Origin of the sequence: uncultured Paracoccus sp. (assembly GCF_937873615.1) — a bacterium.
Lineage (GTDB): Bacteria > Pseudomonadota > Alphaproteobacteria > Rhodobacterales > Rhodobacteraceae > Paracoccus.
This window is the reverse complement of sequence record NZ_CALMYP010000004.1, coordinates 89,226-106,556: the sequence shown is the minus strand read 5'-3', so window position 1 is coordinate 106,556 and position 17,331 is coordinate 89,226. Positions and strand designations below refer to the sequence as shown.

Genomic DNA, 17,331 nt, shown 5'->3' with positions numbered 1-17,331 from the left:
ACAATACGCCGCCCGGCCACTTGCCAAGGCCTTCGCCTCAGTTGCTGTGAGAGAACTCGGCCATGTTCTCGGGCGTCACCAGCTTGAAGGGCACATAGACCTTCTGCTCGACGGCCTCGCCCCGGGCCAGTTTCAGCGCCGCATCCAGCGCGCCCGAACCCTGCCCCGCCGCGTCCTGGAACACGGTCACGTCAAGCTCTCCGGCGGCCATGGCCAGAAGCGCGTCCTGGGTGGCGTCGATGCCGCCGACGACGACATCCTCCATGCTGATGCCCGCCGCCTTCATCGCCTGGATCGCGCCGATGGCCATCTCGTCATTGTTCGAGATCACGGCGTCGAAAGGCGCGCCGGTGGACAGCCAGTTGGTCATCAGGTCCTGCGCCTCGTTGCGCTGCCAGTTGGCGGTCTGCTCGTCGATGATGTTCAGCGTGACCGCGCATTTGCCGCCGTCGATGACATCGTGGATATCGGCCGTGCGCTGCACCGCCGCCTGGTTCGACAGCTCGCCCATCAGGACATAGACATTGGCCTCGGTCTTGCCGGCGGCAGCCAGCAGATCGCAGACCTGAACGGTTTCCAGCGTGCCGGATTCGCGCTCGTCCGAGGCGACGAAGGCCTGACCATCGGGCAGCGTGTCGACATTGGTCGGCTGGCGGTTCACGAAGACCAGCGGCACGCCCGCCGCCGAAGCCGCGTCGGTCATCGCCTGCGTGGCCGAGGTATCTACCGGGTTCACGATGATCGCATCGACGCCCGAGGCGATGAAGTTGTTGATCTGGTCAAGCTGCTTGGCCACATCGTTCTGGGCATCCTCGACCTGGACATCGACATCGTCCATGCCCTTCGCCAGGTCCTGAATGCCGTTGCGCAGCACGGTCAGGAAGTTGTCGTCGAACAGCGCCATGCTGACGCCGACATTCTCGGCGCTTGCGCCCCCGGCGAGACCCGCGACCAGAGCGGTCGACAGCAAAATCTTCTTCATTCTCTCCTCCTAGCGCGACGCATTCAGCGTCGCAGGTATCGCTTGACCAAGCCAAACCACCCGCCCGAAAGCGGTGTTGGTGCTGCGACTTTGAACAGATCGCGGCCGGGCCTCCTTACCCGTGCCGACGCCTCAAGATTCCCGATTTGGGTCAGCGGGTCAACGAAATGCAGACCCGGAACGCATCATTCATGAGGTAAAATCAACTGGAAATGATGTAATCACCTCATGAACTCGCTTTCCGGCGTCCAGACCTGCGCCGGGAAGAAGCGCTGACCGGGGGTTTCGGCCATGCCCTTGTCCGAGGTCACGATCATCATCGCAATCAGATCCTCGGCGATCTGGCGGACCGGCGTGGACAGCACCAGGCCCAGCGTCCGGTCCTGCAATCCGGCACGGCTCTCCGGGGTCAACTCGTTCACGATCAGGACCATGTCGCCAGGCCGGCGCATCTCGCGCACGGCCTCGATGGCGCCCTCCATGCCGCCGCCCGCGCAATAGAGCCCGACCAGATCGCGATGCCGCGACAGAAGGCTGACCGTCGCCTCATAGGTCAGTTGCCGGGTTTCCATGTTGATCTGGGTATCGAGCAGGTGAAAATCCGGGGCGTTCTCGCGGAAGAAGCTGCGAAACCCGGTCTCGCGCAATTCGTGGCCGTGATAGCGCGACCCGCCGATGAACAGCCCGACCTTGCCGGGACGCGGCGACAGCCCGGCAATGAACCAGCCCGCCATGCGACCGACCTTGATATTGTTGGTGCCGAAAAAGGTTTCGCGCACCCCTTGGGCAAAATCCGACAGCAGCGAATAGACCGGCACCCCGGCATCGCGCAGCTCCTGCACGGCCCGGGTGACGAGGTGGTGGTCGATGCCGGTCGCCGCCACCGCATCGGCGCGGCCCCGAAAACTGCGCAGGATCCCGGCCAGTTCCTCGGGCGTGCCGGTCTCGGTGAAGCGGGTCGATATCTCGACCTTGCACTGGGTGCAGGCGCGGGCCTCGGCCTCGAAAATCGCCTGCACATCCTGATAGAAGGCATGGCGCGGCTTTTGCAGCACCAGACCGAGGCGCAGCCGGGGCCGGTCCGCCAGCATCCGGTTCCGGATCGCATTGGCCCCGTGATAGCCGATCTCCTCGGCCGCCTGATGGACGCGGCGGACGGTTTCCTCGCGCACATTGGGCCGGCCGTTCAGCACCCGGTCGACGGTGGCGGTGCTGACGCCGGCCACGCGGGCCAGATCGGCGATGGTCGGTCGGGCCATGATGTTCTTACCTCAAGACGGATGATGCAGATCATCACCGCGATGAGGGCATATTGCAACCGGCGGCCCGGTCAGCAGTTCTCGCGCGTGAGGATGGTTACCGGGGTGACGGTCGGCCCCGGCGGCGGGTCCAGCCGGCCAAAGGCCCCGGCAATGGCGCGCAGCGCGGCTTCGATTTCAAGCTGCGGGTTCTGGTCGATCAGCACATCGACCGCGCCGGATTCCAGCAACGACCGGCGGTTCTCGGTCAACTCATGGGCGATGAAGACGACATCACCCTGCCGCCCGGCCCGGTGCAGGGCCTCGGCAATCGCGCCGACACCGGCGCAGGAATTGTAGATGCCGCCGATCCGCGGGCTCAGGCGCAGGGCGCGCCGCACCAGATCGCCCGCGACATGGCCGCGTTCGCCGCTTTCCCGCAGCGTGGTGACCTTGCAAAGCGGATGGCGTTCGCGCAGCACGTCGCGAAACCCGGCATGGCGTTCCTGCTGGCCGATCATGGCCAGAAGCCCGGCGATGACGATCACCTCGCCGCCCTGTCGCCCCAGCAACCGGCCCATCAATTCGCCCGCCAGACGGCCCGAGCGGTAATTGTCCGGGCCCACATAGATCGCGCCGGGACAACGGATATCGGTCGCCAGCGCCACCACCGGCATACCGGCGGCGATGAACCCGTCCAGCACCCGCGCCAGCCGGTCGTCATGGGCGGCGCAGACCATCAGCGCATCATGCGCCGCACCGACCTGCCGGACCAGTCGCGCGGCCTCGGTCGGGCGGGCGGGATCGACATGAAACACCCGGATCTGGATGTTGAACGGGTTCGGGCCCCGGTTCTCGCGCGCGATGGCGCGTTTCAGCGCGGCGTGAAACACATTCGCCGGCGGCTGGATGAAGGCGGCGACGCGCAGCGTGCGCGCCTCGCGCGGGTTCAGGGCACGGTCCAGCTTCAGCCGTCGCGCGGCGGCATAGACGCGCTGCTCCTTGGCCTTGCTGACCCCGCCGCGCCCGTTCAGCACCCGATCCACGGTCGAGGCCGAGACCCCGGCCTCTCGCGCGACATCCTCGGCGGTGGTCTTGCGCGCCATTGCCTCTCCTTTGAAGAAATTTCTTCAAGAATGCCGCTTGGCGGGCCGGGCCGCAATCGCAATTCTGGACCGGCGGCCATTGGGCCCGAGGAGGAGAGACATCATGACCAAGCTTGCCTGTTTCGGCGCCGGACGGATCGGCCAGATCCATGCCGTGAACGCAGCCCAACACCCCGATCTCGACCTGGTCTGCCTGGTCGATCCCATCGCCGGGCCGCAGCGCGAGCAATTGGCGGCCCGCACCGGCGCGACGCTGGTCGAAGCCGAGGATGTCTTCGCCGATGACAGCATCGGCGGCATCATCATCGCCAGTTCCACCGACAGCCATGCCGGGCTGCTGCTGAGCGCCGCCGAAACCGGCAAGGCGGTCTTCTGCGAAAAGCCGATCAGCCTCGATTTCGCGCTGACCGCCGAGGTGGCGCAGCAGGTCGAGGCGGCGGGCATCCCCTGCATGCTGGGCTTCCAGCGCCGCTATGATCGCAGTTTCCGAGCGCTGAAGGACCGCATCGCCTCGGGCGCGCCGGGGCGGCTGGAACAGGTGGTGATGTTCTCGCGCGATCCCGCACCGCCACCGCGATCCTATGTCGAGACCTCGGGCGGCATGTTCCGCGACAGCTCGATCCACGATGTCGACATGGCCCGGCACCTGCTGGAGGAAGACATTGCCCGTGTTTACGCGACCGGCGCCTGCCTGATTTCCGACGAGATCGGCGCGGCGGGCGACATCGACACGCTGATGATCACCCTGACCACGACCTCGGGCCGGATGGCGCAGATCGTGGCCTGCCGGCGCGGCCCGATGGGTTACGATCAGCGGCTGGAGGCGCTTTGCGCCAATGAGGTGTTGACGGTCGGCAACCAGCCGCAATCGACGCTGAGCATCTCGGACCCGCAGGGCTGCCGCGCCGCGCCGCCCGAGAATTATTTCCTCGAACGTTTCGCACAGGCTTACCGCGACGAGATGCAGGCCTTCGCCGCCCTGCTGCGCGACGGCACCCCGCCTTTGGCCGGCATCCGCGACGGGCTGGAAGCGCAACGTCTGGTCGAAGCCGCCGTGCAATCGGCCCAGAGCGGTCAGGCCATCGAATTCAGCCCCGACTGGACCCCGAAGGCGAAGGGATAGGCGATGGATTTCCTGCCCGATGGTGTGCGGCTGGCGGTCAGCCCGCTGTCCTGGACCAATGACGTTCTGGAGGATCTGGGCGGCACCACTCCGGTCGAGACCTGCCTTACCCAAGCCTCCGAGGCGGGTTATCAGGGGGTGGAACTGGGCCGGCTGTTCCCGCGCGAGGCCGCCGTGCTGAAGCCGCTGCTGGACGCGCCGGGACTGGCGCTGGCTTCGGGCTGGTATTCCGGCGAGCTGGCCGTGCGCGACCTGACCGAGGAACGCCGTGCCGTAAAACCCCATGCGGCGCTGCTGGCGGCGATGGGCTGCGAGGTCATGGTCTATGGCGAGGTCGCGATGATGGCGGGCGCGGCCCCGCTGGATGCGCCGATGTCGCAGCGCCTGACCATGGCGGACAGCAGCGCCTATGCCGCCCGGCTCGGCGAGTTCGCGGCCTGGTTGCTGGGCGAATACGGGCTGCGGCTGGCCTATCACCATCACCTGATGATGGTGGCCGAAACCCTGCCCGAGATCGCCGCCATCTTCGATGCCGCCGGGCCGGAACTGGGGCTGCTGCTGGATACCGGCCATGCGGCGGCGGCGGGTTTCGACTATGCCGCCCTGATCGAACGCTTCGGCGGGCGCATCGCCCATATCCATCTGAAGGACATCCGCCCCGAAATCATGCAGCGGGTCCGCGCCGAGGATGCCAGCTTCAATGCCGGGGTGCGCGCCGGCATGTTCACCGTGCCGGGCGATGGCGCGCTCGATTTCGCGCCCATCGCCCGCTTCGTCCGCGACAGCGGCTATCGCGGCTGGCTGGTGGTCGAGGCCGAACAGGATCCGGCGAACGCGCCGCCCCGGCCCGCCGTCAGGCGCGCCATGCGCCATGTCGAAACCACCTTCCGCCAGATCACCGGAGAAAGCTCATGACCGGCAAACGACTGAATATCGGCCTCATCGGATCGGGTTTCATGGGTCAGGCCCATGCCGATGCCTTCCGCCGCGCCGGGATGCTCTACAAGGACCTTCCAGCCGTGCCGCATCTTTACATGCTGGCCGATGCCACGGCGGAACTGGCCGCCGATGCCGCCGCGCGCTTCGGTTTCGAGACCTCGACCGGCGACTGGCGCGAGTTGGTCAATGACCCGAATGTCGATGTGGTCGACATCACCTCGCCCAATGCGCTGCATCACCAGATGGCGCTGGCTGCGATTGCGGCCGGCAAGCATGTCTATTGCGAAAAGCCGCTGTCGGTGACCGTGGCCGAGGCCGAGGAGATGACCGCCGCCGCCAAGGCCGCGGGCGTGAAGACCATGGTCGCCTTCAACAACGTCAAGACCCCCGCCGCCATGCTGGCGAAACAGATCGTCGACGCCGGAGAGATCGGCACCCCGACCCGGTTTCGCGGCTGGTTCGATCAGGGTTTCTTCAACGATCCCGACCTGCCCTTTTCCTGGCGCTGCACCCGCAAGGAGGCGGGATCAGGCGCGCTTGGCGATCTGGGCAGCCATGTGATCTCGGTCGCGCAATACCTGATGGGCGACATCGCCAGCACCATCGCCCAGACCCAGACCTGGTTCCCGACCCGCCCGGTCCCGCAGGGCGCCGCCGGCTACAGCGCCCGGGCCGATGCCGACGCGCCACGACGCGAGGTCGAGAACGAGGATCAGGTCCAGTCGATGATCCGCTTCGCCAGCGGCGCCGGCGGCACCATCGAGGCCTCTCGCATCGCAGCCGGCAAGGTCTTCGGCGTCTATTGGGAAATCTCGGGCACCGACGCGCTCGATCTCGGGTCGCAGGACCGCGTCGCGCCGGGCGCGATCCGACAACCGGGCCGGATCGGCACCCTTCGCCAGGTGATCGTAGTAGGTGGACGGGGCGATCGGCAGAACCCTGCAGATCGGCTCGACCCCGTGCGCATCACGATGCGCCTCAATGAAATCCACCATCACTTAGACCGGCGGTCGAGCTCCGCCATCGCAAAATACGCTGAGGCCTTACGCAAGATCTCCTTTGCCTGGCGCAGTTCCCGGTTCTCCCGCTCCAGCGCCTTCATTCTTTCGGCCATCTCGCTGGGAACGCCTGCGCGCTTGCCGCTGTCGACCTCGGCCTTCTTGACCCAGTCGTTCAACGTGTTCGCCGAGCAACCGATCTTCGCTGCGATCAATGTGATCGCCTGCCAGCGAGATCCGTGCTGACCCTCATTGAACCGCCCCGGGTTTACCGGAGAGTAAAACACTCAAAGGATGAGCCCTATGACAAAGCAGAGATTCCCCCCCGCCTATCCGGCCGAGCTTCGCGACCGCGGTGTTCGGCTTTTTCGAGAGAGCCGCGGCGATTACGCCAGCGACACGGCTGCCTACAAGGCGATTGCGCCGAAGCTTGGCTGCGTCATGCAAGGCAGATGCCAGCTCCGGCATCGTGATGTCACCGTCCTGCGCGATGATTTCCGCGAAGAAGCTACGATGCGGATCGAGCTTTCCCTTGCCCCTGGGCCGACCTTGACGTGCCGCGCGGGCCTGTCCGGTGTGACGGATCGCAAGCCCCCAACGCGCCCCGGTGGCAGGCGAAAGCTTCAAGCGCAGCGCCGCCGCGCGCCCGCTTAACCCTTCCTCAATCAACTTCTGAAACCGCGCCCGAAGCGCATCCGGCAAAGGTGCTGACATGAACCATCCTCCCAAACAGGACGAATCACAGATCAGGCCTCAAGGGAATCCCTACGATTCAGGTTTTCGGCGGAAGGCTTTAGAGCCTCTGGACTGACCGGGGGGCGGGAAAAGTCAAACCGTCCCCGATGTAGACCGGCGGCGGGCGTCACTTTCCTGCATGTGCAAAACCAAGGCAGTTTTCCGAAGCGGTCACGCACGCGAGGCTTCATGCCCCTATGTTCCCGCCCGTTCCCCCGCCTTCCGATTTCGGCAGGAGGGACAACTGGGGGGATAATTCCGAGGTAAAATCAGAAAATCTATAGAAAACAATATGATATGAAGGTGCAATGGCGGAGGGAATGGGCCTGAAAGACAACCTTCTCCACCCTAAGTCATTGTTTTCGTTATAGTGACATTGGGATCGTTACCACACTGCAGCTCGCATCAGTCCGCATCCTCCTTTCCTCCATGTCCATAGAGGCTAGCATTCTGGTGGGCCCGATCTTGTCGCTCGAACTCGAGCGTCGAGTGCGTGATGCCGAATTCGCTCTCAAGCGCCCGCTTCATCGCGTGCTTGATGTCCTCGAGGCGATCCCATGCAGTCACCTCGACCACCACATGTGTGTCGAGCGCAGCAGCATGCTCTTCCATCTGCCAGAAATGGGCGTGGTGGATGTCAGCCACCCCGTCGATGCCACGCATCGCGGCGACAACCGCGTCGTTGTCGATGTCCGGCGGGCTGCCGAGCATCAGGGTCCGGATCGGCCCACCGATCTCGGTCAAAGCCAAGTAGAGGATATAGAGCGCGATGCCGATGGTGATCGCCGGATCGACCCACCGCATGTCGTAAAGGATGATCAGCGCGCCACCCACGATCACGGCGACCGATGCCAGGGCGTCCGACAGGTTGTGCAGGAAAAGGGCACGGATGTTCACGCTGCCCTTCTGCATCGAATAGGTGAGCAGCGCCGTCAGCGTGTCCACCACCAGCGCGACACCGCCGAGGATGACCACGGTCCAGCCAGCGACCTGGGGCGGGTCGATCATCCGCATGCCGCCCTCGTAGATGAGATAGAAGCCAACGAGGATCAGCGTGGTGTAGTTGATCAGAGCGGCGACGATTTCGATGCGGCCGTAACCGAAGGTCATCCTCTCGTCAGCGGGCCGCCGCGCGATCTTGCGCGCAGCGAAGGCGATCACGAGCGACGCCATGTCGGAGAAGTTGTGCAGCGCATCGGCGATCAGGGCGAGGCTGCCGGACAGGATGCCACCGACGATCTGGGCGACCGTCAAAAGCGCGTTCGCCCAGATCGCAATGGAAACCCGTCGGTCGCCGGACTTGGGGTCGATATGTGCGTGGCCATGGTCGTGAGACATCGTGTTCTCGCTTAAGTCTTGCCGTCATCTTGATGGACCGCCTTAGCAGGAGCCCCCCCGACACGTTAGCGGCCGCACGCTTCCATTTGTCCGAACGAGACAGGGCGAAAAGGCTGATGGCGTACACGAAGCTGTCGGAGGTGTTGTCCAGACCGTTGGCGATCAGCGCACTGGAGTCGCCCAATGCACCTGTCGCAAAAAAGCCGATGGCGATGGCCGCATTCAGCAGCAGAACCGTCCAGAGCGTACGGCGCTGACGTTCATCCGGATCCTTTGGCAGTTCTTTGGTCATCAGGTTCGCCTCCGTTCGTGCCGGCCGTCGGATCAAGGCGGCCTCATCTGCCCTGCATGCGCAAGCCACTCGATCCTCGCCAGAAAAGAAGCAGGCCTGCTGCCCCAAGAATCGGCCGAGAGGCAGTTCTAATTCCTCTAGTCGCTAGAGGTTCAAGCGCCGCGCGGGGCGAGCAGGATCAGGGCCGCGCCCGCAAGGCAAACGACGCCGCCTGTGAGATCCCAGCGGTCTGGTCGCTCGCCTTCGGCCAGCCACATCCAGGCGACCGACGCCACGATGTAGACGCCCCCGTAGGCTGCGTAGGCGCGCCCGGCGAAGGCCGAGTCAATCTGCGCCAGGAGCCAGCCAAAGGCGATCAGGCTCGCAACGCCTGGAACCAGCCAAACCGCTGAGGCGCCGAGACGCCACCAAGCCCAGATCGCGAAACAGCCCGCAATTTCGGCCAGAGCCGCGGCGGCATAAATCGCCAGGGTCGGCAGCGCCGTCATTCGGCGGCCCCGGACGTCCTGTGGTCCTGCGCGCCGCGTGAATGATCGCTCAGCACCTCGATCACGCGGCAGTCGGCCACGGTGCCCTGTGCGCATTGCGTGATCATGCGCTCGAGCTCTGCCTTCAGCGCCGTCAGCCGCGCAATCCGGGCCTTGACGGCGGTAAGATGTTTCTTCGCAATGACGTCGGCGGCTGCGCAGGATTGATCGGGCTTGTCGGAGAGGCTGAGAAGGTCCCGGATAGCCTCCAGCGGAAACCCGAGCTCGCGCGCATGTCGGATGAACGCCAGCCGATCCAGTGCCGACTGCCCATAGAGCCGCTGGTTTCCGGCGCTGCGCTCCGGCTCCGGCAGGAGCCCGATCTGCTCGTAGTAGCGGATCGTCGGAACCTTTACGCCGGCCGCCTTACCCAATTTTCCGATGGTGAGCATCAGATTGCCTCTTGAAGCTATAGCTACTAGAGATCTTACATTCCCGACTCAGTAAATACAACGTCGCCCGCTGGGCGGGTGGAAGGGCGTGATGACAGCGAGCGACAGTGCAACCTACGAGTGGACGGTTTCCGGGATGGACTGTGCGTCCTGCGCCAACAAGGTCCGGGGTGCGGTCGAACGCTTGCCGGGCGTGAGGGACGTCGACGTGGCGCTTATGACTGAGCGGCTTCGGCTAACCCTCGACGAAGGGCAGACGCCGCGCGATCAGATTGAGGCGACCGTCAAGCGGCTCGGCTACGGGATCGCGACAAAAGGGTCGAGCCCCGACCGGAAACGCTTCGTGCTGCCGACGGGCGACCGGTCGTTGTCGCCAGACGGCGCGCAGGATGGCGCAGGACGCGAGCCCGACACTGCATCGACAGAGCCCGAGAGCCAACCCGCGCCCGGTTCCCGTTGGTATCGGACCGCGAAGGGCAGACTGGTGATCGGCACCGGGCTCCTCCTCGCGGCGGCATGGGCCGTGAAACTGCTCGCTTCCCAGGACGTGGCGACCTGGGCATTCGTCCTCGCCACGCTCATCGGGGTTGCGCCAATCGCGCGCCGCGCCGTGGCGTCCGCCCGAGCGGGTATGCCGTTCACGATCGAGATGCTGATGACCATCGCCGCCACCGGCGCGCTCGTCATCAATGCAGCAGAAGAAGCGGCGCTGGTCGTCTTCCTCTTCGCTGTTGGGGAGGTTCTCGAAGGCGTGGCGGCGAACAAGGCGCGCGACGGGATCCGGGCGCTCGCTCGCCTGGTGCCGAAGACTGCGCTCCTCGAGATCGGCGGCAGGACACGGGTGATACCGGCCGACCATTTGCAAGTGGACCAGATCGTTCTGGTGCGCCCGGGGGACCGGGTCCCGGCAGACGGCGAGGTGATCGAGGGCACTTCGGGCGTCGACGAGAGCGCCGTCACGGGGGAGAGTGTGCCGAAGCTGAAGGAGCCGGGGTCCCCGGTTTTTGCAGGCTCGATCAATTCCGAGGCGGCGCTGCGTGTCCGGGTCACGAAGTCGGCCGAGGACAACACCATCGCCCGGATCATTCGTCTGGTCGAGGAGGCAGAGAGTGCCCGCGCACCGACGGAGCGCTTCATCGATCGTTTCAGCCGTATCTACATGCCCGCAGTCGTCGGGGTTGCGGTGCTGGTGGCGATCATTCCGCCCCTCGCGTTCGCGCAAGCCTGGGATACGTGGATCTACCGCGCGCTCGCGCTCCTGCTCATCGGATGTCCCTGCGCGCTGGTGATCTCGGTGCCGGCTTCCATCGCCTCTGCGCTTTCTTCCGGCGCGCGGCGTGGGCTCCTGATGAAGGGAGGCGCCGTGATCGAGGCTGCGGCGGCGATCACTCATGTTGCGTTCGACAAGACGGGGACCCTGACCCACGGACGGCCGCGAGTCACGGACGTGGTGCCGATCTCGGTATCGGAGACGGAGGTGCTGGCGCTGGCTGCCGCCGTCGAAGCGGGGTCGAGCCATCCTTTGGCGGAGGCGATCCTGGCGCGCGCAGAAGCGGCGGAAATTGCGCCCTTGGTCGCATCGGCCGCCAAAACGCTCCCGGGCCGGGGGGCCGAGGCGGTCGTGGAGGGTGACCAGGCATGGGTGGGCTCGCCACGGTTCGCGGAGGAGCACGGTGTGCTCGACGGCAGCGCGCGGCGGAGGGCGGCGAGCCTTGAAGACGAGGGCAAGACGGTCGTCGCAGTCTTCCGCCGGAGCGAGCTTGTCGGGCTCATCGCGCTTCGGGATGAGCCTCGAGAGGATGCCGCCCGTGCGGTCCAGCAGCTGAAGGCGCTCGGCGTGAGTTCGGTGATGCTGACCGGTGACAACCGACGCACAGCGGCAGCCATATCAGACGGCCTCGGCATTGAGTACCGCGCCGAGTTGATGCCCGAAGACAAGGTCGCTGCGATCCGCGAGATGGCTGCCAAGGGCCAGGTCATGATGGTGGGTGACGGCATCAACGATGCCCCTGCGCTTGCCTCCGCCAATATTGGCGTGGCTATGGGCTCCGGTACGGATGTCGCGCTTGAGACTGCCGATGCCGCGATCCTCCGCAACCGGGTAACCGATGTGGCCGGCAAGATACGGCTTTCCCGGGTGACCATGGCCAACATCAGGCAGAACGTGGTGATCGCGCTCGGCCTCAAGGCGGTGTTCCTAGTGACGACCATCCTTGGCATCACCGGGCTCTGGATTGCAATCCTCGCCGATACCGGCGCGACGGTGCTCGTCACGCTGAACGCGCTGCGGCTTCTCGCTTTCGATCCGGAGGAGACCTGAGATGCTGTTTGGCAGGTCTGGGATCATGCGAAACCGGCCCGCGTACGGTTGGCGAAGGCGACGAGCGACAGCATGACCGGCACCTCGACGAGGACGCCGACCACCGTGGCGAGCGCCGCGCCGGAGTCCAGGCCGAACAGGCTGATGGCGACAGCGACGGCAAGCTCGAAGAAATTCGACGTGCCGATCAGCGCGCAGGGCGCCGCAATCCGGTGCGGCACGCGCAGCGCCCAGGCGGCGGCATAGGCCAGCGCGAAGATCCCGTAGGACTGGATCAGGATCGGCACGGCGATCAGCGCGATGACCTGCGGCCGATCGAGGATCACCTGGCCCTGAAGTCCGAACAGGATCACGACCGTCGCGATCAGACCCACGACGCCCCAGGGTTTCACCCGGTCGCGGAAGGCGACGATTCGCTTTGGAGAGCCCAGCTGTGCCCGTGTCCAGAGGCCGGCGGCAAGCGGCAGGGCGACGAACAGGACGACCGAAAGGACCAGTGTTTCCCACGGCACGGCGATGTCGGTCACGCCGAGAAGAAACGCCACAATGGGCGCGAAGGCGAAGACCATCACGACGTCGTTCACCGAGACCTGGAGGAGCGTGTAGCTCTCGTCGCCGCGCGTCAGCTGCGACCAGACAAAGACCATCGCGGTGCAGGGTGCCGCGCCCAGCAGGATCAGACCGGCAATGTACTGCTGGGCATCCTCCGGCGCGATGAGGTCGGCGAAGACCACCTCGAAGAACAGGACGCCGAGCGCGGCCATGGTGAAGGGCTTGATCAGCCAGTTTACGGCGAGCGTGATACCAAGGCCCTTCGGCTGCTTGACGACATCCCGCAGGCTGCGCGGGTCCACGCCGACCATCATCGGGTAGACCATCGCCCAGATCAGCACGGCGACGACGAGATTGACGCTGGCCACCTCCGCCGCGGCGATCGTCTCGACCAGGACGGGCGCCATGACCCCGATGGCGATGCCCGCCAGCATGGCCAGCGCGACCCAGAGGGTCAGGTACCGCTCGAAGACGCTCATGCCGGTGTGACCTCGGGCTCCGTCGCGGTCAGGCGCCCGGCGGCGAGCGCGGAGAGACAGACCATGAGCGTGGCAGTGCCGAGCATGAGGGGCAGCCCGCCGATCTGGTAGGTGAGCCCCGACAGGACCGTTCCCAGAAGCCGCCCGCCGGCGTTGGCCATATAGTAGAAGCCAACATCCATCGTGACGCGCTCGGCCTTGGTGAAGGCGAGGATCAGGTAAGAGTGAAGCGCGGAATTCACCGCGAAGATCGCGCCGAAGGTCAGGAGGCCGGCGACCAGCGACGCCGTGAGCCAGGGCTGCGGCTCGCCCGACGCGAGCGCCGCCGCGGTTAGCGCGGCTGGAACTGCTGCAAGCGTCCACGCCCAGCCGCGGGCCTTCAGCACGAGGTCGCGCTCGGGCGTGGTGGCTGCGCGCAGCAGCTTCGGCGCCGAGGCCTGCACCGCGCCGTAGAGGATGATCCAGAGCGCCATGAAGGTGCCGATCATGAAGAAGGCGGCGCGATTGCCCTCGGTCGTGCCGTCGGACAGGACGGCGTAGAAGTAGATCGGGATGCCGACGACGAACCAGATGTCTCGGGCGCCGAACAGGAACACGCGCGCCGCCGAGAGCCAGTTGACGTTGGCGGACTTGGAAAAGACCTCGGAGAACTTGGCGCCCTTGCGCCCCTTCGGCAAGCCCGGCGGCATGGCGATCAGCACCGCGACGAGGATTGCCGCCAGCACCGCCGCCATCGCGAGGACGGCCCAGACGAAGCCAACCGTGGCGAGGAGTGCCGCGCCTAGCAGGAAGCCCAGCCCCTTAACGGCGTTCTTCGAGCCCGTTAGGATCGCGACCCAGCGGAAGAGGCCGCCGTTTTCGGTCGGCGCGAGGATCTTCACCGCCGACTTCGAAGACATCTTGGCGAGGTCCTTCGCCACCCCGCTTGCGCCCTGCACGACCATGACGAAGGCGACCGAGGCCCCGATGGCCCAGCCCGGGTCGAGTTGCGCCAGCGCGATCAGCGCCACGATCTGAAGCCCGAGGCCCGCGTAGAGTGTCGATGTCAGCCCGAAGCGCGCCGCGATCCATCCCGCCGACAGGTTGGTCACCATGCCCGCGATCTCGTAGAGCACAAACAGATAGGCGAGCTGCACCGGCGTGAAGCCAAGAGTGTGAAAGTGCAGCAGCACCAGCATCCGCAGCGCGCCGTCCGTCAGCATGAACGCCCAATAGGACGCCGTGACCGCGATGTAGGCGGAGAGGCCTTCGGGACGCTGGCTCATGAGCCGGCCCCGACCATCATCGCGACATCGACGAGACGGTGCGCATACCCCATCTCATTGTCGTACCAGGCGTAGATCTTCACTTGCGTGCCGTTCACCACCATGGTCGAGGGCGCATCCACGATGCTCGACCGCGGGTCGTTCGTGTAGTCTGCCGACACCAGCGGCCGCTCCTCGTAGCCGAGGATGCCCTCGAGCGGCCCCTCGGCAGCGGCCTTGAACAGCGCGTTCACTTCTTCGACGGTCGTCTCCCGCTCGACCTCGAAGACGCAATCGGTGATCGAGGCGTTCAGGAGCGGCACCCGCACCGCATGGCCGTTCAGACGGCCTTCCAGCTCGGGATAGATCAGCGTGATCGCGGTGGCGCTGCCCGTGGTGGTGGGGATCAGGCTGTTCAGGGCAGAACGCGCGCGGCGGAGGTCCTTCGCCGGGCGGTCGACGATCGTCTGCGTGTTCGTCACGTCGTGGATCGTGGTGATCGACCCGTGGCGGATGCCGATCGCCTCATGGATGACCTTCACCACCGGCGCGAGGCAGTTCGTGGTGCAGCTGGCCGCAGTGACGATCCGGTGTCGCGCCGGGTCGTAGATATCGTGGTTCACCCCATAGACGATGTTGGCCGCGCCGCCGTCCTTCACCGGGGCCGAGACCACGACCTTCTTCACGCCCCCATCGAAGTATGGCGCCAGCTTCGCCTCGGTCTTGAAGACGCCCGTGCAGTCGATGACCACATCCACCCCGTCCAGTGGCAGCGCCGACGGGTCCCTTGTACCGATGAACGGCAGGCGCTTGCCGTCGATGGTCACGCTGTCGGCATCGTGCTCGAACGCGGCATCCCATCGCCCGTGGACGGTGTCGAACTCCATCAGGTGCGCATGCATCGCCGGATCGCCGATCGCGTCGTTGATCCAGGCGATCTGTGCGCCGCGCTCGAGAAGCGGCTTGAGCGCCAGCTTGCCGATCCGGCCGAGGCCGTTGAGGGCATAGACAGTCATGCGCGCGCACCGGCGTCGGCCTGGCCTATATCGTCCACCGCCTTCTGGAGTGAAATGCGATCAAGCGAGGCGATCGGCAGAGCCGTGAAGACCTTGATCCGGTTGTGCAGAGCCCCGTAGGCCTGATGAAAGGCGAGGCTCTTCTGTGCGTCGGTTCCTTCGGCCTTCACGGGATCCGGCATGCCCCAATGCGCGCTGACCGGCTGGCCGGTCCAGGCCGGGCACTCCTCGTTTGCAGCCTGGTTGCAGACCGTGAACACGAAGTCGAACTTCGGCGCACTCTCGCCCTGGAACTCGGCGATGTTCTTGGCGCGAAGAACCGAGATGTCATGGCCCTTCTGCTGCAGCACATCCAGCGCAAACGGGTTCAGTTCCGAGCGCGGCCTTGTGCCGGCAGAGTAAGCCTCGAAGCGGTCGCCCGCCTCCTTCCGGAGGATCGACTCCGCGAAGATCGAGCGGGCGGAATTGCCGGTGCAGATGAAGAGCACCTTGTACTTGTGGTCGGACATGAGCTGGTTTCCTGAAGCGGATGGGAGGGAGACGGGGGAACAGAACTCCGGCCGACCGCGACAGCAGTCGAGGAGCAGGTAATCGAAGGTGCGTCGCACCTCCGTCATGGCGATCTGGTAGCGCAGCGATGTCCCGACCCGCTCCTGGGAGACCAGCCCGGCCTGGCTCAGGGCCGAAAGGTATGCTGACAGCGTCGAGGCCTTGAGATCGAGCGCCTCCGCCAGTTCCCCCGCGGGCACGGGGTCCGGATAGCGGCGCATCAGAAGCCGGAAGACGGCCAGCCGATGCGGGTGACCGAGGATGGACAGGCGGGAGGGAATCAGTTCTTCCATATTTCATGGATATCAGAAATATGGCCTGAAGCAATCGCCGTCCCGCGTCGTTACAGAAGTTTCACCCGCACACCCGCGCTTGGTCCCGAAGGACGGCGTAGTCGGCGAGCATTGCGGCGATCGCCGACCCCTCAGGCAGCAGATCGAGCTCGTCAGCTGCGCGCGCCTGAAACTCCCTGCTGTATTCCACAACCGGCGGACACATGGCCACGCCGCCTGATTCAAAACCCGCCGTCGCGCAACCGGTCAACAAGCTCGTCGCGATTACGAGGACGGCGAGCCGCAGCCTCCAGCATCTTTCGCTGAACTTCATTGGCTTTCTCCCTGGTGTTGAGGCGTTCCGCGAGGCGACCGACACGCTCGCCGGAGCGGCGCAGGGCAAGCAGGAACAGAAGGATCGCGATGGCTGTGACGCCGTAGCGAAGCATTGCGCGTGCGCATGCCGATCCGACGAGCGCAGCGAGGAGGCCGCCGATCATCGCCGCCCCCGCTTCCAGTCGTCCAGCCGCGCGTAGATCGTGACTGCTATGCCCCCGAGCGCGACGGCGATGAACACCCAACGTAGCGTGTCGAGATACGGGACCAGCGGAAGGATGGCGGTCTGGGTCTCTGCCAGGACGCCTTGCGCCACCTCGACCCCGGCTGCGCCCAACGTTGCCACGCCAGCCGCGCCACCGCCCTTCATGGTGCGGCTGGCGGCCAGCACTTCGCGCGCGGGCGGAGTCTCAGCTGCAAATGCGGTCGCCCGTACCGGGAACCGCTCGCCCCATTGGCGCGTGGGGCCGAGATCGACATGCATGAACCCCGAGCGCGGATAAAATCCAAACCCGAGGAAACCAACCGCACGTGCCGCCGTCTCGAACGCCGCCGGGTCGTGGTTCGACATGGCAATATCAAAGGCAGCGCCGTCCATGTGTTTCGAGCGCACTGCCCCGCCAACCGCGCGATTATGCTCTGGACTGCGATAGGCAGAGCGGACAATCAACGGTTTGCCGAGCCGGTCACGCAGCGCCTGCAGCTTATCAAGCGCAAGCTCGTTGATCAGCAGCTTGCCGGTGCCCCGACAGGCAATTTCAGCGGGCGAAAAGTTTGGCCAGCGCCAACTGCCATCTGGCACGTCGCGCCAGTGATCATAAAACATCGTCGTCATGGGGGGGGGCTCCAAAACAAAAAAGCCCGCCTCGAGGGCGGGTGCAGTTTGACTGATG

General features: G+C 65.4%; 15 protein-coding genes, 4 pseudogenes and 1 other annotated feature. Of the genes and pseudogenes, 5 read left to right on the top strand and 14 right to left on the bottom strand.

The features are described 5' to 3' along the window. Positions 1-37: 37 nt before the first annotated feature. The 3 genes from Q0330_RS01400 to Q0330_RS01390 all read right to left on the bottom strand — a co-directional run bounded on the left by Q0330_RS01400 (position 38) and on the right by Q0330_RS01390 (position 3,326). Positions 38-982, bottom strand: coding sequence for a sugar ABC transporter substrate-binding protein (locus tag Q0330_RS01400; RefSeq protein ID WP_299473232.1), 945 nt, complete (start codon positions 980-982; stop codon positions 38-40). A gap of 221 nt (positions 983-1,203) precedes the next feature. Beyond that, positions 1,204-2,241 (bottom strand): LacI family DNA-binding transcriptional regulator, encoded by a 1,038-nt coding sequence (locus Q0330_RS01395; protein WP_299473229.1) that lies wholly within the window; start codon positions 2,239-2,241, stop codon positions 1,204-1,206. Between the two features lie 71 nt (positions 2,242-2,312). Next, positions 2,313-3,326, bottom strand: coding sequence for a LacI family DNA-binding transcriptional regulator (locus tag Q0330_RS01390; protein WP_299473226.1), 1,014 nt, complete (start codon positions 3,324-3,326; stop codon positions 2,313-2,315). A 103-nt stretch (positions 3,327-3,429) separates the two neighbouring features. Between Q0330_RS01390 and Q0330_RS01385 the strand changes: the two genes are divergently transcribed. The 3 genes and pseudogenes from Q0330_RS01385 to Q0330_RS01375 form a co-directional block, all read left to right on the top strand. Beyond that, on the top strand, positions 3,430-4,449 hold the full coding sequence (locus Q0330_RS01385; protein WP_299473223.1) for a Gfo/Idh/MocA family oxidoreductase: 1,020 nt from the start codon (positions 3,430-3,432) through the stop codon (positions 4,447-4,449). Between the two features lie 3 nt (positions 4,450-4,452). Continuing rightward, positions 4,453-5,364: a myo-inosose-2 dehydratase gene (iolE, locus tag Q0330_RS01380; RefSeq protein WP_299473220.1), complete on the top strand. Its 912-nt coding sequence runs from the start codon at positions 4,453-4,455 to the stop codon at positions 5,362-5,364. Continuing rightward, positions 5,361-6,152 (top strand): annotated as a pseudogene (locus tag Q0330_RS01375) (Gfo/Idh/MocA family oxidoreductase); the annotation flags it as partial. The gene iolE and the pseudogene Q0330_RS01375, both read left to right, overlap by 4 nt. Before the next feature lie 57 nt (positions 6,153-6,209). Here the strand turns inward: Q0330_RS01375 and Q0330_RS01370 are convergent. Next, positions 6,210-6,673 (bottom strand): annotated as a pseudogene (locus tag Q0330_RS01370) (transposase); the annotation flags it as partial. Next, positions 6,309-6,425: a sequence feature (AL1L pseudoknot), on the bottom strand. It overlaps the preceding pseudogene by 117 nt. Before the next feature lie 16 nt (positions 6,674-6,689). Between Q0330_RS01370 and Q0330_RS01365 the strand changes: the two are divergent. Continuing rightward, positions 6,690-6,824, top strand: a pseudogene (locus tag Q0330_RS01365) (IS3 family transposase); the annotation flags it as partial. A gap of 702 nt (positions 6,825-7,526) precedes the next feature. Here Q0330_RS01365 and Q0330_RS01360 read toward each other — a convergent pair. The 4 genes and pseudogenes from Q0330_RS01360 to Q0330_RS01345 form a co-directional block, all read right to left on the bottom strand. Continuing rightward, the gene (locus Q0330_RS01360; protein WP_108483394.1) at positions 7,527-8,459 is read right to left on the bottom strand and encodes a cation diffusion facilitator family transporter; all 933 of its coding nucleotides are present in this window, start codon (positions 8,457-8,459) and stop codon (positions 7,527-7,529) included. A gap of 43 nt (positions 8,460-8,502) precedes the next feature. Further along, positions 8,503-8,751 (bottom strand): annotated as a pseudogene (locus Q0330_RS01355) (hypothetical protein); the annotation flags it as partial. Between the two features lie 152 nt (positions 8,752-8,903). Further along, complete coding sequence (locus tag Q0330_RS01350; RefSeq protein WP_108483393.1) at positions 8,904-9,239, bottom strand: YnfA family protein; 336 nt, start codon at positions 9,237-9,239, stop codon at positions 8,904-8,906. Beyond that, the gene (locus tag Q0330_RS01345) at positions 9,236-9,670 is read right to left on the bottom strand and encodes a helix-turn-helix domain-containing protein (RefSeq protein ID WP_108483392.1); all 435 of its coding nucleotides are present in this window, start codon (positions 9,668-9,670) and stop codon (positions 9,236-9,238) included. Before Q0330_RS01345 ends, Q0330_RS01350 begins: the two co-directional genes overlap by 4 nt. 91 nt (positions 9,671-9,761) lie before the next feature. Here Q0330_RS01345 and Q0330_RS01340 point away from each other — a divergent pair, with 91 nt between their 5' ends. Continuing rightward, positions 9,762-11,990 (top strand): heavy metal translocating P-type ATPase, encoded by a 2,229-nt coding sequence (locus Q0330_RS01340; protein ID WP_299473208.1) that lies wholly within the window; start codon positions 9,762-9,764, stop codon positions 11,988-11,990. A 23-nt stretch (positions 11,991-12,013) separates the two neighbouring features. Here Q0330_RS01340 and arsB read toward each other — a convergent pair whose 3' ends face one another. From arsB to Q0330_RS01305, 6 genes are all read right to left on the bottom strand, one after another. Beyond that, on the bottom strand, positions 12,014-13,021 hold the full coding sequence (gene arsB / locus Q0330_RS01335) for an ACR3 family arsenite efflux transporter (protein WP_299473205.1): 1,008 nt from the start codon (positions 13,019-13,021) through the stop codon (positions 12,014-12,016). Then, positions 13,018-14,286, bottom strand: coding sequence for an organoarsenical effux MFS transporter ArsJ (gene arsJ, locus Q0330_RS01330; protein ID WP_299473202.1), 1,269 nt, complete (start codon positions 14,284-14,286; stop codon positions 13,018-13,020). Before arsJ ends, arsB begins: the two co-directional genes overlap by 4 nt. After that, positions 14,283-15,281 carry an ArsJ-associated glyceraldehyde-3-phosphate dehydrogenase gene (locus tag Q0330_RS01325; RefSeq protein ID WP_299473200.1) on the bottom strand — a complete coding sequence of 333 codons (999 nt, stop codon included), beginning with the start codon at positions 15,279-15,281 and terminating at the stop codon, positions 14,283-14,285. The genes arsJ and Q0330_RS01325 overlap by 4 nt, the downstream gene beginning before the upstream one ends. After that, on the bottom strand, positions 15,278-16,123 hold the full coding sequence (locus Q0330_RS01320) for a helix-turn-helix domain-containing protein (RefSeq protein ID WP_299473198.1): 846 nt from the start codon (positions 16,121-16,123) through the stop codon (positions 15,278-15,280). Before Q0330_RS01320 ends, Q0330_RS01325 begins: the two co-directional genes overlap by 4 nt. A gap of 221 nt (positions 16,124-16,344) precedes the next feature. After that, a complete protein-coding gene (locus Q0330_RS01310) occupies positions 16,345-16,602 on the bottom strand; it encodes a hypothetical protein (protein WP_299473194.1) in 258 nt (85 codons plus the stop codon). Further along, positions 16,599-17,273, bottom strand: a complete 675-nt coding sequence (locus Q0330_RS01305) for a D-Ala-D-Ala carboxypeptidase family metallohydrolase (RefSeq protein ID WP_299473192.1) — start codon at positions 17,271-17,273, stop codon at positions 16,599-16,601. Before Q0330_RS01305 ends, Q0330_RS01310 begins: the two co-directional genes overlap by 4 nt. Positions 17,274-17,331: the final 58 nt, after the last annotated feature.